This is a genomic window from Hallerella porci (genome assembly GCF_003148885.1).
GTDB classification, from domain to species: domain Bacteria; phylum Fibrobacterota; class Fibrobacteria; order Fibrobacterales; family Fibrobacteraceae; genus Hallerella; species Hallerella porci.
In genome coordinates this window covers 1-13,592 of the sequence record NZ_QGHD01000018.1, presented here as the reverse complement: position 1 = coordinate 13,592, position 13,592 = coordinate 1, and the positions used below count along the sequence as shown (strand labels likewise).

The 13,592-nt window shown below is 45.8% G+C and carries 16 protein-coding genes and 1 pseudogene; 8 read left to right on the top strand and 9 right to left on the bottom strand.

Annotated features, from left to right (window positions below; translation table 11 throughout):
- Nucleotides 1–6: 6 nt before the first annotated feature.
- Nucleotides 7–831, bottom strand: coding sequence for a tetratricopeptide repeat protein (locus B0H50_RS08780; protein ID WP_109587572.1), 825 nt, complete (start codon nucleotides 829–831; stop codon nucleotides 7–9).
- Between the two features lie 29 nt (nucleotides 832–860).
- Here B0H50_RS08780 and B0H50_RS08775 point away from each other — a divergent pair, with 29 nt between their 5' ends.
- The 7 genes from B0H50_RS08775 (at nucleotide 861) to B0H50_RS08745 (ending at nucleotide 6,461) form a co-directional block, all read left to right on the top strand.
- Nucleotides 861–1,388 (top strand): TFIIB-type zinc ribbon-containing protein, encoded by a 528-nt coding sequence (locus B0H50_RS08775; protein ID WP_106198288.1) that lies wholly within the window; start codon nucleotides 861–863, stop codon nucleotides 1,386–1,388.
- The gene (locus tag B0H50_RS08770) at nucleotides 1,388–2,083 is read left to right on the top strand and encodes a CIA30 family protein (protein WP_158275897.1); all 696 of its coding nucleotides are present in this window, start codon (nucleotides 1,388–1,390) and stop codon (nucleotides 2,081–2,083) included. The genes B0H50_RS08775 and B0H50_RS08770 overlap by 1 nt, the downstream gene beginning before the upstream one ends.
- Nucleotides 2,080–2,814, top strand: coding sequence for a hypothetical protein (locus B0H50_RS08765; RefSeq protein WP_106198290.1), 735 nt, complete (start codon nucleotides 2,080–2,082; stop codon nucleotides 2,812–2,814). Before B0H50_RS08770 ends, B0H50_RS08765 begins: the two co-directional genes overlap by 4 nt.
- Nucleotides 2,792–4,003, top strand: a complete 1,212-nt coding sequence (locus B0H50_RS08760) for an AI-2E family transporter (RefSeq protein ID WP_109587571.1) — start codon at nucleotides 2,792–2,794, stop codon at nucleotides 4,001–4,003. The genes B0H50_RS08765 and B0H50_RS08760 overlap by 23 nt, the downstream gene beginning before the upstream one ends.
- Before the next feature lie 106 nt (nucleotides 4,004–4,109).
- Complete coding sequence (locus tag B0H50_RS08755) at nucleotides 4,110–4,406, top strand: HU family DNA-binding protein (protein WP_106198292.1); 297 nt, start codon at nucleotides 4,110–4,112, stop codon at nucleotides 4,404–4,406.
- A 200-nt stretch (nucleotides 4,407–4,606) separates the two neighbouring features.
- Nucleotides 4,607–4,798: a hypothetical protein gene (locus tag B0H50_RS08750; protein WP_106198293.1), complete on the top strand. Its 192-nt coding sequence runs from the start codon at nucleotides 4,607–4,609 to the stop codon at nucleotides 4,796–4,798.
- 64 nt (nucleotides 4,799–4,862) lie between these two features.
- Nucleotides 4,863–6,461, top strand: coding sequence for a biotin attachment protein (locus tag B0H50_RS08745; RefSeq protein ID WP_106198294.1), 1,599 nt, complete (start codon nucleotides 4,863–4,865; stop codon nucleotides 6,459–6,461).
- 412 nt (nucleotides 6,462–6,873) lie between these two features.
- Here B0H50_RS08745 and B0H50_RS13345 read toward each other — a convergent pair whose 3' ends face one another.
- The 3 genes from B0H50_RS13345 to B0H50_RS08735 all read right to left on the bottom strand — a co-directional run bounded on the left by B0H50_RS13345 (nucleotide 6,874) and on the right by B0H50_RS08735 (nucleotide 8,639).
- Complete coding sequence (locus tag B0H50_RS13345) at nucleotides 6,874–7,050, bottom strand: hypothetical protein (RefSeq protein WP_158275896.1); 177 nt, start codon at nucleotides 7,048–7,050, stop codon at nucleotides 6,874–6,876.
- Nucleotides 7,051–7,131: 81 nt separating this feature from the next.
- Entirely contained in the window at nucleotides 7,132–8,133 is a 1,002-nt protein-coding gene (gene pyrC / locus B0H50_RS08740) for a dihydroorotase (RefSeq protein ID WP_106198296.1), read from the bottom strand.
- On the bottom strand, nucleotides 8,130–8,639 hold the full coding sequence (locus B0H50_RS08735; RefSeq protein WP_106198297.1) for a RidA family protein: 510 nt from the start codon (nucleotides 8,637–8,639) through the stop codon (nucleotides 8,130–8,132). Before B0H50_RS08735 ends, pyrC begins: the two co-directional genes overlap by 4 nt.
- A gap of 109 nt (nucleotides 8,640–8,748) precedes the next feature.
- On the opposite strand from B0H50_RS08735, the gene B0H50_RS08730 reads away from it, so the two are divergent.
- Nucleotides 8,749–10,197 carry a hypothetical protein gene (locus tag B0H50_RS08730; RefSeq protein WP_106198298.1) on the top strand — a complete coding sequence of 483 codons (1,449 nt, stop codon included), beginning with the start codon at nucleotides 8,749–8,751 and terminating at the stop codon, nucleotides 10,195–10,197.
- A 5-nt stretch (nucleotides 10,198–10,202) separates the two neighbouring features.
- Here B0H50_RS08730 and B0H50_RS08725 read toward each other — a convergent pair whose 3' ends face one another.
- From B0H50_RS08725 to B0H50_RS13340, 5 genes and pseudogenes are all read right to left on the bottom strand, one after another.
- Nucleotides 10,203–10,421, bottom strand: a complete 219-nt coding sequence (locus B0H50_RS08725) for a DUF167 domain-containing protein (RefSeq protein ID WP_106198299.1) — start codon at nucleotides 10,419–10,421, stop codon at nucleotides 10,203–10,205.
- An 8-nt stretch (nucleotides 10,422–10,429) separates the two neighbouring features.
- On the bottom strand, nucleotides 10,430–10,939 hold the full coding sequence (locus B0H50_RS08720) for a DivIVA domain-containing protein (RefSeq protein ID WP_233244669.1): 510 nt from the start codon (nucleotides 10,937–10,939) through the stop codon (nucleotides 10,430–10,432).
- 72 nt (nucleotides 10,940–11,011) lie between these two features.
- Nucleotides 11,012–12,226: an ABC transporter permease gene (locus B0H50_RS08715; RefSeq protein WP_106198301.1), complete on the bottom strand. Its 1,215-nt coding sequence runs from the start codon at nucleotides 12,224–12,226 to the stop codon at nucleotides 11,012–11,014.
- On the bottom strand, nucleotides 12,223–12,990 hold the full coding sequence (locus tag B0H50_RS08710) for an ABC transporter ATP-binding protein (protein ID WP_106198302.1): 768 nt from the start codon (nucleotides 12,988–12,990) through the stop codon (nucleotides 12,223–12,225). The genes B0H50_RS08715 and B0H50_RS08710 overlap by 4 nt, the downstream gene beginning before the upstream one ends.
- Nucleotides 12,991–13,013: 23 nt before the next feature.
- Nucleotides 13,014–13,592 (bottom strand): annotated as a pseudogene (locus B0H50_RS13340) (IS5/IS1182 family transposase); the annotation flags it as partial.

The window sequence follows — 13,592 nt, the reverse complement described above, 5'->3', positions numbered from 1 at the left end:
AAAAAATTAAATGAAGAGGAATGTGTTCAGTTTACTGCGATATTCCCAAGTGAGCGGTTCTTTGGGCCCGAGAGCGCTGAAGAGAACGAGCATCGATTTTTTCGGTGCGCCATCTTGAAAATCGGGATTCGAAAGAGCCAGCTGAAAAAATCCTTCGAGCGCAGAACGATAATCTTTGCGGGCAGCGTCTTTGCAGGCGTCGCGGAATTTTTTTGCATCGCCTTCGACCGGATTTGTTTTCGCCGCTTCGACGAGTAAATCCATCAAATCGAGCAGAGATTTTGCGGTTGCAAATTCTGCGCTATTTTCCGAAATTTTTTGCAAAATTTCTTTGGCGTTTTCGGCGTTACCGAGCCCGAGTTCGCATTTGGCGAGAAGAATTTTCAGATGATCATCGCTTGGATTTTTCGCCATTTCGCTTTGCACAAGCGGAAGCGCTTCCGCATAATTTCCTTCGGCGATTGCATCTTCCATCGCCATTTTTGCGCGCTCTTCATCGGAAATGAAAAATTTTGACAAGCGCTTTTTGAGTTCATCTTCGGGGAGTGCGCCTTGAATGGCATCAGCCATTTCGCCTTTTGAAAGGACGACGACAAACGGTAAATTTTGAATGCGGAAAGATTGCACGAACGCCATATTATCGGGTTCATCCAAACTCACTTCGCCTAAAGTGAAATCGAGTTCCGAAGAAAGTTTTTCGAGAATTTGATTATAAGAAGCGCAGTCGGGCATCTGAGAAGATGCAAAGGTCAAAACAACGGGGCGTGTTTCCGCTTCGGTCATCACCTCGGACTGAAAATTTTGAACTGTAACAGAGATTACTTTTGCCATAGACTAAAATTTACTATTTTCTAAGAACGATGAGCCAATGCCCCTTCTGTAAATCCGAAACGAAAAAAGTCGAACTTTCCCGCTTTGACCTGCGCATTTGTCCGCATTGCCTAGGAACATTTTTTCCGAGCGATAAAACGATGGCATTTCGGCGAGAAGTTTATGATAAAACTCGCGAACTTTGGCTGAAAGCATTAGAAGAACGCAATGCGGATTGGGTCGAAGCCGATGAAAATTCGGTTTGCATTGATCACGGCGAAAAACTCGTCGACGGAAAATTGCCCGATTACGGCATTCCGGGAAAAGTCGCTTCTTGCTGCGAAATGTTTCAGCTTCCCGCATCGACGATGCATACGATTTTACGCAGAATGGTCGGCTCGCCTTCGGACGAAATGTTTCTTTCGTCCAAACAAAAACATCATTTTGGTTTTATCGTTTTCCTTTCCAAAATCGTGGATAAAATTTTTGGATCGGGCGCACCCGAAGAAGATGCATTTGAAACGATGCAATACAAAATGAAATTTCAGGAAATTCTCGAAAAGCCCGCGGAGAAATGATGGCGAAAAAACTCGCAATCCTTTCCTTAGCCATTATTTGTATGTTCATCGCTTACGTGTTAATTCCGAAGCGTGAATTTTTAGTGCAAGTGTTTCCGCTTTCCGCGACCGAAAAATTGATGGCTTACGACGACCTTTCGGACGGTGGATCTTCGAAAGCAAAAATGGAATTGTCGGATTCGGTTTTAGATTTTCGCTGCACACTAGGAATGGATACTTCGAAAGGCGCTTGGTGCGGCGTCATTTGGCAATTCAATTATGAAAATTGGAGCCTTGTCGATTCGATTTTATTAGATGTTTATTCGGAAACCGAAACAGAAATTATCGCAAAAGTTTGGACGTATGATCCCGATGTGACGAACAAAGATTCTCTCACCACTTTTCGTCAACTGCTCAAAGAAATCCCTTTGAAAAAAGGCGAAAATCACATCGCAATTCCTTTTCAAGAATTTTACGTTCCCGATTTTTGGTTCCAGAAAAATGGCGTTGCCAAAGAATTGATGCAACGTCACAAAGAACATGTTTCGCGGTTTGAAGTGACTCCGGGCTGGGATGTAAAACGCGGCGAACCGATGCATTTCCGCTTTACGAAAATTGCTGCGAAGGGAACAGGCTCTATTGAATTAGCGATTTTCTTAATCGCGTGCGTCGTCATCGTCGTCATCGCTCTCGGATTTTTGAAGAAGAAAAAATGAAAAATAATCGAGTTAAATTTTCGGTCGTTTATGCGGTTGCGTTTCTTCTCTTAGGCGTTTTCTTTTTTGTTTTTCGCGAAGAACATATTTGCGTTTGGCCAAAAGAGCCAGAATATAATCCTCCGCGAATTTATACGGATAGTCGCGAAGAGGGATTTTCGACTGCGGAATTTTTTGAAAGCGATAGTGCGGTTGCGCTTCGAATCGTTTTAAATTCGGGCATTTATCATCCGCATGCAGGCGTGGAATTTCCGATGGGAAGAGGAATGAATGCGCTTTCGCTTCACGGCGTTGATTTTTCCAATATGGATTCGGTGATAATTCGTTTTCGGGCGAGTTCGGATATTGCGCTCGTTCTCGGCGTGACGGATCCCGTAGCATCTCACATCGGCGATCCGCTTTCTCTTCGCCCGCTCCGCTTAGACATCCCTGCGACGCGTTATTATACGGAGCATCGTTTATCGCTTGCAAAAATTCGTCCGAATAAAATTTGGTTTGACATTCACGGCGTAGAACCGGATTCGAATTTGTATATGAATCATGTGGTGCAAGTCGCCGTCGAAACTGGACGAGGAACACTTCTTGGGCTTCCGTCCGAAATTGAAATTTCTCATTTAGAATTTTTTGGACCCAATCGATTTGTCATCGGGACAAGTCTTGTTTTATTTATTCTTTTCACAGGTCTTTACATACTGGGGATGATTCGTTATGGAAGAAAAAAACAGCGTTGAAAAAACTACAGATTCGTCGCTCAACACAAGAATCAAATTAAAGTATTTCACCATTTTAATTGTGGCGATTTGCGCTTCGGCGTTATTGTATTATTTGCGAAATGTTCTCGCTCCTTTTGTCGGGGCATTTTTAATCGCCTACATTTTAAATCCGGTCGTCGATAAAATTGAAGAATGGTTCCGTATCCTTTTGCGAAAACCAAAACTGCGCCGCATTCCGAAACGAGCTGCGCGCATTTTTGCGACGATTGTGACTCTCATTTTAGTCGCTTCGGTGATTACGAGTTTCTGCTTAATTTTTATTCCGCAAATCAGCGAAGAATTTAGCCACTTCGGTTATCTCATCAAAAAATTTATGTCCGATACCGCGTGGATTCAAGAAATTCTTGCTCTCATTCCATCGGATTGGCGCGGAGAATTGCAGAACTTTACAGCGGGCGCGCGCTTCTTAGAATCGTTGCAAGATATCAACTTTTGGGAAACTGCGCAGTCGATGATTGGAAAACTTTTACCGGGCGCAATGGGAGTTCTTTCGGGAACAGCGTCAATTGTTTTCACTTTGGTGAGCATTGTTTTCATCATTATGTACACCACATTTTTGATGATGGATATGCCGAAAATTGCCCGCAAAATTCGCGTTTTAATGCCGATTGAAAACAACGAAAAACCGGATTTTCTCCGCAAAACAAATCAGTTGATGAAAGCGTATTTTCGCAGTCAAAGTTTGGTCGCCCTCATCGTCGGCATTTTATATTCCATCGCATTTGGTGTCCTCGGATTTCCGATGGGCATTGTCTTCGGACTTTTTATCGGCATTTTGAATATGGTGCCGTATTTGCAAATTGCAAGTATGCCGGTGGCGTTTTTCCTCGGAATCATTTATTCCTTTGATACGGGCATTCCGTTCTGGGAAGTTATCCTCATGATTGCGGCAATTTACTTGGTCATTCAAATCATCGAAGATATGTTGATTATTCCGCGCATCGTCGGCACCGAGATGAATTTACCGCCGGTTTTAATCCTGCTTTCCATTTCCGTTTGGGGAAAATTATTGGGATTTATCGGGCTCGTTTGTGCAATTCCGTTTACTTGTATCGTCATCGCTGTGGTTCAAGAATACGTGGAACATCGCATATTTCCGCGTCGCAGAAAGGATTCTAGCGTAACAGAGGACACAAAATCCCCATAAAATAAGGCTTTTATACAATTTTTCTGCGAAAAACTCTTGATTTACGGCAGAAAAAAGGTATAATAAATACATCAAAATCCAAAATCTATCAAGGAGAAACAATCCTATGAATAAGCAAGACCTCATTGAATTCGTTCAGAAGGCTGCAAACATCGAAACGAAAGTGGCTGCAACAGCTGCTGTCAACGCTGTCCTCGACGGCATCACCGAAGGCATCAAGAAGGGTGGCCCGGTTCAGCTCATCGGCTTTGGCACCTTCAGCGTGAAGGAACGTAAGGCTCGCACTGGCCACAATCCGGCTACTGGCGCAACGATTAAAATCAAGGCTACTAAGGCTGTCTCCTTCAAGGTCGGTTCCGAACTCAAGGAAACCGCTAAGAAGTCCAAGGCTCCGAAGAAGTAATTCGACGATTTTCGAAATGCAAAAAAGGCTCGCTTGTGCGGGTCTTTTTTGTTGGAAAAATTTTCTCGGGAAAACGAAAAAGTGAACTTGTGACAAATATGGAATTTTTTCTGGCGCATTCATCAATTTTCAAGCGTCAATAACGGAAATTTTCGGATGGGCGGCGGGCTTTTTGGAAGAAAAAAATCTATAATAGCAACATGAAAAAAATCTATACTCTTGCATTTTTAATTCTCTCTGTCGCAGCGCTCGCTTTTACCGCTTGCGATAACAGTTCTAGTTCAGATGATTCGGCAAAGTCCAGTTCTTCAAATACTTCGGATGAATGCGCAAATGATCCGGGTTCCCCGAACTGCGCCGAAGAAGAACCTTCGAATAATGAAGAGATTTAATTTTTATATTTGCCCAAAAAATTGACCCTCAGACAGGGGGTGTGATTCCCCCATTGGAATACCTATGAAGAAAATTCTTTTTCAGGATACCTCTTTCCGTGATGGATTCCAGTCCATCTTCGGTGCCCGCGTCTTTATGAAAGACTTTATGCCGGCGGTTGAAGCAGCAGCTGCAGCTGGCATTACTCACTTCGAAGCAGGTGGCGGTGCTCGTTTCCAAGCTCTTTACCAAAACTGCGGTGAAGACGCATTTGATATGATGGATACTTTCCGCAAGACTGTCGGCCCGAAGGCTCGTTTGCAGACTCTTGCCCGCGGCATTAACGTGGTGGCTCTCGCTCCGCAGCCGTATGATATGATCGATCTCCACGCAAAGATGTTTAAGAAGCACGGCATGACCCGCATTCGTAACTTCGACGCGTTGAACGATGTGAACAACCTCATTTATTCGGGTAAGTGCATTACCGATGCAGGTTTGGAACACGAAGTCGTGGTGACGATGATGGAACTTCCGCTCGGTTGCAAAGGCGCACACGATCCGGATTTCTATGAAAAAGTTTTGAAGAGCATTTTGGACGCAGGCGTTCCGTTTGCTTCTGTTTGCTTTAAGGATGCTTCGGGTACCGCAAACCCGATGAAAGTTTACGAAACCTTTAAGCGTGCCCGCAAACTCCTCGGCGATAAAGTGGAACTTCGCATTCACTCGCACGAAACTTGTGGAACGGGTCTTCGTCAATATGTCGCAGCTATTGAAGGCGGTGCTGATGGTATTGACCTCGCTCGTAAACCGCTTTCGGGTGGAACTTCTCAGCCGGATCTTTTCAGCATGTATCATGCGCTCAAGGGTACAGATTACGCGCTTGCTCTCGGCGAAGATGGTATTGTTGATGACAATGCAATTCCTAAGCTCATGGAAGCGAACAATGTGGCTGTGGAATGCTTGAAGGATTACAACTTCCCGCCAGAAGCTCTCCAGACTTCTTCGGAAGTTATCTTCTCCCCGATGCCGGGGGGTGCTTTGACCGCAAACACTCTTATGATGCGCGAAACGAAGACTTTCCACTTGTATCCGCAGGTGATTGCGAATATGAGCGAATGCGTTCGTCGTGGTGGTTTTGCTTCGTCGGTGACGCCGGTTTCGCAGTACTACTTCCAGCAAGCTTATGTGAATACCGTGAACAAGTCGAAGGGCTTGGATACGTGGCATAAGATGACCGAAGGTTATGGCAACATGATTCTCGGCTATCTCGGAAAGACTCCGTGCGAACCGGATGCAGAACTCGTGAAGATCGCTGCAGACCAGATGAAGAAGAAGCCGTTTGCTGAAGCTTATCCGGGCGTCAAGTGCGCTGCAGAAATTCTCGAACCGGGCATTCCGAAAGCGAAGAAACTTTTGGAAGAAAATAACCTTCCGGTGAACGATGAAAATATCTTCATCACCGGCTGCCTCCAAACGAAGGGCGGAAACAAGGGTATCGACTTCCTCAAGGGAAATCGTCATATCGGCGTTCCGAAAAAAGACCCGAACGCTGCTCCGGCTGCCGCTGCAAAACCGGCTGCTGCTGCCGTCAATACGGCAGGCATGAAAGTCCAAGGTACGAATACGTATCGTGTGGCTTTGAACGGACAGAGTTGGGACGTCCAAGTCAGCACTCTCAAGTAATTTGTCTTATAGGCTTCGCAATACGTCGTTGCGCGCCCCTTGACATACGTGAGTATGTTCTGCGGGGCACGCGCCTAGTCTTGCTCGCCTCTAAGCCAAATTACTGTAACTGCTAACCGCAGAATTTTGCGCCTCGCCTTTTCGGCTCGGCGCTTTTTTTTGTTTCGTCATCGCTTCGCTTGACGAAACTTTTTCTCTACGCCAGCGCTTCGCTTGGCTTGTTTGCGGAATTCGCCTTGCCTTCGGCTCGGCGATTTCGGGTTGTTCATTTTGTCATCTTGCGCGGTTTCGCTTTTTTGTTTCGTCATCGCTTCGCTTGACGAAATTTTTTCTTTACGCCAGCGCTTCGCTTGGCTTGTTTTGTGGGCATTCGCCTTGCCTTCGGCTCGGCGATTTCGGGTTGTTCATTTCGTCATCTTGCGCGGTTTCGCTTTTTTAGTTTCGTCGTCACTTCGTTTGACGAAACTTTTTCTTTACGCCAGCGCTTCGCTTGGCTTGTTTTGCGGGCATTCGCCTCGCCTTTTCGGCTCGGCGATTTCGGGTTGTTCATTTCGTCATCTTGCGCGGTTTCGCTTTTTTGTTTCGTCATCGCTTCGCTTGGCTTGTTTTGTGGGAATTCGCCTTGCCTTTGGCTCGGCGAAAATTTTTCATTTTGGCTTTGGGCTTGGTGTTATTCTTTTCTTTGCCAATTTAGGGTTTGGTTGGCGAAGAGGGGAACTGCGCCGTCAACGTTTGCGGGGACTGTCCAAGGGGAGTTGATGTAGGTGACGGTTTTGGTGGGGCGAGGGATGCCGTAGAAGTCGGCGCCGAAGCCGGCGATGAAATTGGGCAGTTTGTCGAGGGCGTTTGCGCTTTCGAAAAGCTGGATTAAGACGGGAATGGCGACGGGGGCAGAGTACACGCCGGCAGCACCACAGCAGCATTCTTTTTTGCTTTGGGCGTGCGGGGCGGAATCTGAACCGAAGAAGAATTTGGGATTCCCGCTGAAGGCGGCTTCGCGGAGAGCTTTTCTATCTTCGGGGCGCTTGGGAAGCGGTTTGCAAAAATGATGCGGTTGCAGAGAGCCGCCGATAACATCGTCGAGAGTGTGAATTAAATGGTGGGCGGTAATTGTTGCAGCGACATTTGCGGGTAAACGTTTAACGGCTTCGACTGCGGCAGCGGTTGAAAGATGCTCGAAAACGATACGCAATTTCGGGAAGCGTTCGGCTAAAATTTCTACGCGGCGAATAAATTCTTTTTCGCGGTCTAAGCAAAATGCAGACGGTTCTTCGCCGTGAATGCAGAGAACAAGTCCGAGTTTTTCCATTTCGGCGACGACGGGGAAAATGGATTCAAATTCCGAGACGCCATCTTCGCTGTTTGTCGTGACGCCCGCGGGATAATATTTTCCCGCAACAACTCCGGCTTCTTTCATTTTCACGAGTTCATCGGCAGAAATTTTCGCATTCAATTTGAAAGTCATCAGCAAATCTAATTGCGGTGCGGCTGACTTAATTTGTGCGTAATAATCGCGGACGTTTTCTGCGCTTGCAATCGGTGGAACCGTATTCGGCATAACGAGAATGCGCCCGAATTCTTTGGCGACAGTTTTTGCATAATTTTTGAGAAGTTCACCTTGGCGCAGATGCACATGAAAATCATCGGGAAGCGGAAGAGTTAAAGTTTTCATTTTTGTTCAATCCAGTTGTAACGGCCGTTAAATGTGAGTTTTCCTGCGACCGCTTGGAAGGTGCAGCTGATTTCGACTGCGGCATTTTTCGGGAGAGAAGAAACGCCGACTGCGGTGCGCGCGTGACGACCGTAATCGCCGAGAATTTTTACGGCGAGTTCCGAAGCACCGTTGAGAATTGCGGGCTGTTCGTGGAAATCTTCTGCGGATTCTACAAATCCTTGCATTTGCACAAGGCGCAAAGTTTCGCCGTCTTTTAAAAGGCTAATCGCTGCAGCGAGATTATTCAAAAGGCAAATGGCTGCGGCTTCTTTTGCTTTTTCAACGCTTAATTCTGTGGGAACTTTTCCGCAGAACGCAGAAAAATCACCGTTGACCGAAGGAAGTTGCCCCGAAACGATAATGGTATCGCCAAAGCGAGTGGCGGGAACGTATGCAGCGAGAGGAGCAGGGCAATTCGGGAGAACGAGCCCGAGTTCTTGAACTTTTTTCTGAATTTCTGTCATTGTCAAATCCTTCGAAAAAATTTTTAGGGAGAATCAATCTCCGCTTTATAATTTTAGGAAACTTTCCTTTCTTTGTAACAGGCGTTCGGAATTTTTTATATTCTAGGCGATGAAATTTTCGTTTGTGAAAATTCCCGCGATTTTGGTGACTGCATTTTTGCTCGGCTGCAGTACGGAATTTGATACGCGGGGCGCAGAACGATTGCAGTTTAGTTATACGACACCGCCGAATATTAAGTCGGCGTATGAAGTGATTTTAGGAAATTTAGAAGCGAAAAAATATCAGAATATTCACGGACCCGTCGAATCGATTTTGCAGAAAAGTTATATGATTCAAAAAGATGAAAATGGAAATCTTTTGGATCCGCATTTTTCGGGAACTGTGAAAATTCATTATTTGCCTAGCGGAGAAATGGCGGACTTTGCAAGTTACGATAGTACGGGAATGTTAAACACGCTTGCGCTCGTCATTCACAAAGCAAATCGCCGCGAAATTTATGTGCATCTTTTTGAATCGAATCGAGATTACGTTTATTATTTAGCAAATGATAATCGCGTCATCGAAGAAGAAACAAATCCGTTTTATCGCAAAAGTCCTGTAGATGGTTCGTGGAATTCTGCGGATGGACATTTCTCGTGGGAAGAAAACAGCAAACATCAAATTATTGCGGCAACGGGCGTAACGCCGAGTGTGCAATATCGCCACATTTACGAATACGATGAAAATGATTCGCTTGTGCGCATTATCGCTTACGATGCTGCGGGGAAAAAACGCGGATCGTTTGAACGCACTTTTAAAAATCATTTTTTGCAATCCGAAAAATTCCGTTTTGACGAACGTATTTTTTATCCCGATCTTTTGAATTATACGAAAAATTACGAGTACGATTCGAAGGGAAGAATTGTGCAAATTGTGACGAAACATTCCAAAGCGTGGTCGCCGCAAAATGATACGGTGCGTTATGTTTATAAAGATAGCGCCGATTTTTCGACGAAGAATACTTATCGTCACGGTGAATTGGAATCGTCAATTGTTTATGATTCTTTGGGTAACGCTACGTTTGCAGAAACCTTTGATTCCTTTGTTTATGAAGGCGCAGACGGCACTGCGGAATCGTATGATGCCGAACGCATTGTCCGCGAAATTCATTATTATGGCGAAGAATTAGAAAATTCCGTTTCGTCCAAGGAAAAGCCTTCGCTTGCGTCTCTCACCGCTGATGAATTTTTCCGTTCTTCTCCGGATTCGGCGATGTATTGTGAACCGAATCAGAAACAAGTTTTTTGTCATTATTTGCGACGCGTTCCGGGAACGATTTTCCTCAATTTTTTGGAACGGGTGACGTATAAAAATGCGAGCGAAGTTTATTTGGAATTGAATTCGGGAAGTGCGCAGAAACCGATTTTACTTTCGAATGGAAAGTGCGCGACGATTCTTAAAAATTCCAATGAATTGCTTTTTGAAAATTCTTTAGTCGCTTTTAAGCGGGAACCGTATTCGCAATTCTTCGGCGATACGATTACTTTTTCGCTGAAAAATTTTCCGTGTGAATTGTAATCTATTTAGTCGATTTCAACGACTTTGCGACTGTTTGTAGAACCCATTACAACGCGGACAGAGCGCTTTGGCTTTTTGAAAAATTCTGCGATGACTTCGCAGACGGCTTCGTTTGCTTTGCCTTCAACGGGCGGCGCTTTTACATCGACTTTATAGGAGCCATCAGGCTGCGGCACAACGCTTTCGCGTTTGCTTTTGGCGTGAACTTTGACTTCGATGCGCATGTAAAAAATTAAAAAACGACTGGACCGTTTTCAGAAATTTCGGGGTTTTGTTCTTTTTCCATCGCGTTCAAAAGGTCGGCTTGGCTTTTGACCATTGCGCGAATGCGGATGAAATAATTTGTGCGAAGTTGTTTTAATTCTTCGATTTCGGCGCGGAGTTTTTCGGCTTCGTGTTTGGTGTTTTCAATTTCGTGTTGGGCGCGCGTTTTCGCTTCGGCGACGATGAGCTCGCCTTCTTTTTCGGCGTTGCGTTTGATTTCGTCCATCGTTTTTTGCATGGTTACGGCAGCGTCTTGAATCGTTTTTTCAATTTGCTTGTAATAGTTCACGCGTTCTTCGGCGATTTTTAAACGTTCCGTTAAATCGGTGCGGATGCGTCCAGATTCTTCAAAAGATTTGGCTGCAGTTTCTAAAAATGCTTTGACTTCTTCGGGGTCAAAACCGCCAAAGCGCTTGGAGTGAAATGTTTGATTGCGAATGTCAAGCGGAGTCAATTCCATAATTGCAGCCTTTGTCAAATGATCGTTAAAAAATTTAAATAATTCAAACGAAAAAAATGCAGCGATAAAATGAAAACGCAGATTTTTGAATTATTCAAATCGCAAAGCTTCGATCGGATCTAAACGGCTCGCTTTCCGCGCGGGATACCAACCGAAGAAAACTCCTGTGGCAAAGCATACGCCGAAACTTACGACGACGCTTGAAATGGTAATGCTCATCGGCCAATTTAAAATGAATTTGACTGTCGATGCGGCAGCGACGCCGAGTAAAATTCCAGCGAGTCCGCCGAGTAAACTAATCATCACCGATTCAAAAAGAAATTGCAAAAGAATGTCGCGCCCGCGGGCGCCTATCGCCATGCGAAGCCCGATTTCTCGGGTGCGTTCGGTGACGGAAACATACATGATATTCATAATGCCAATGCCGCCGACGAGAAGACTGATGCCTGCGATTGCTGTTAAAACGAGAGAAAGTAAATCCGAAGTGCTCGTAATCATTTCGATCATTTCTTCTTGCGTGTGAACGCGGAAAGGTTCTTTTTCACTTGTCCACGAACGTCGCTCTTTTAAAATCGTGAGAATTTCTTCGCTCGCTTTTGTCGCAAATCCTTCGCCGATTGAATTTGCGTAAATGGTGCGAATGTCGGTCGTCGCATTGAAACGTTTCATCACCGTTTGATAGGGCGCTAAAATAACTTCGTCTTGATCTTGCCCGAAATCGCCGGAGCCTTTGGCTTTTAATGTGCCGATGACTTTTAAGGGAATATTTTTATAGCGGATGGTTTTTCCGATGGGATCTTCGCCGGGGAAAAGCGTATTCACAACGGTTTGTCCGATGACGCAAACTTTTGCGATGCGATCCGCTTCATCGTCAAATAAAATGCCGTCTTCAATTTCGTAATTGCGAATTTTCAAATAGTCCGCGCTGACGCCGGTGAGAGAAACCGCTTCGTTGCGATTTCCTGCGATAGCTTGACCGTTTGCGTTTACCACGGGCGAGACTCCGTTAATGTAATGCGCTTCGTTTCGGAGTGCGATGACATCGGCTTCTTCGAGAGTTTGCGTAGAAGAACTCGCATCGAGTTGGATGCCTCCGCGGCGTTCGACATTTGGCATGATGACGATTGCATTTGTGCCCATCGCGGTAATTTTTGCTTTAATCGATTGCTTGGAACCTTCGCCCATCGCGACCATCGTGATGACGGCAGCGACTCCAATGACGATTCCTAAAACCGAAAGGAAAGTGCGCATACGATTGCGAAGAAGAGCGCGGAAGGCAATTTTGATTAAAGTAAATGGACTCATGACTCATCCGATTCGTCTTCAAAAGTTTCGGGCGGCGGAAGCGCTTCGAATGCAGCCTTGGCATTTTGAATATTTTCGTTGCGGCTGTCGCGTTTGATTTGTCCGTCGCGCAGAACTAATGTGCGGCTGCTAAATGTTGCGATATCGGGCTCGTGGGTGACGAATACAATTGTCTTTCCGCGGGAATTGAGCTCTTGAAAAATTTCCATGATTTCGTAACTTGTCCGCGTATCCAAATTGCCGGTTGCTTCGTCCGCGAGAATGATGACGGGATCGTTGACGAGTGCGCGCGCAATGGCGACGCGTTGTTGCTGCCCGCCAGAAAGTTGATTCGGAAGATGATTTAATCGGCTTTCCAGTCCGACGCGTTTTAATGCATTTACAGCGCGTTCGCGGCGTTCGTCTGCGGGAATTTTTGAATTGTAAAGAAGCGGAAGTTCTACGTTTTCGACGGCGGTTGTTCTCGAAAGCAGATTATAACTCTGAAAAACAAATCCCAATTTGCGGCTGCGAATTGTCGCAAGCGATTCCGTTTTTAATTTTTCAATATGTTCGCCGTCTAAAATATATTCGCCCGCGGTGGGCTTGTCCATGCAACCGAGAATATTGAGCATGGTACTTTTTCCTGATCCGCTCGTTCCCATGATGGTTAAAAATTCTCCGGCGTGCACATCAAAACTCACGCCTCGCAAAGCGTGAACGATTTCGTCGCCCATTTTAAAATCGCGGCGCAAATGCCGAATCGAAAGAATTGGATCCATCATGTATTTAGTTGACCCTTAAAAAGTCACTTCGCGAGCGCAGGATAAGGAGGTTCGCCGTTTTTATTCACCCCTTCCCGGCAAAGGAAGCAACAGTACAGCCATTCCAACAGGACAAAAAAACGCCTCATGGCCCTCTTGAAGTTGAACGCCGCTGCTGCAAGCTTTGCGTTGAGCATGTCGCCAAAGATTCCCTTGTAGAAGTTGCGACCCATGCGGTGATCGCTTTTCAAGTGACCATTGATTGGTTCGATGCCAGCCCTCTTGCAAAAAAGCTTGTGAGCCTTTTTCTTCTGGTAGTAAGTCGCGTTTTTCTTCGGAACGTCCGGTATCACGATCTTTGTCGTGCCGGATTCCTTTTGTCCGCGGTAGCCTCGGTCGCATGCGGCCTGGCTCGGCCTGAATCCAAGCATTTGTTCAACATGGTCAAGCGTATCGTCTATCGTATGTCCGTCATACTCGTCCCGGAACGAGACCGCGCCGACAATGATGCCGCTGTAGCTCCGGGCGATTGACACCTTGTTGCCGAACTCGTATTTCTTGTGTTCCTTGCCCTTGCCGATGCATTTCACTTCGGGCTCGTGTAGCGAATAGACCTTGTCCTT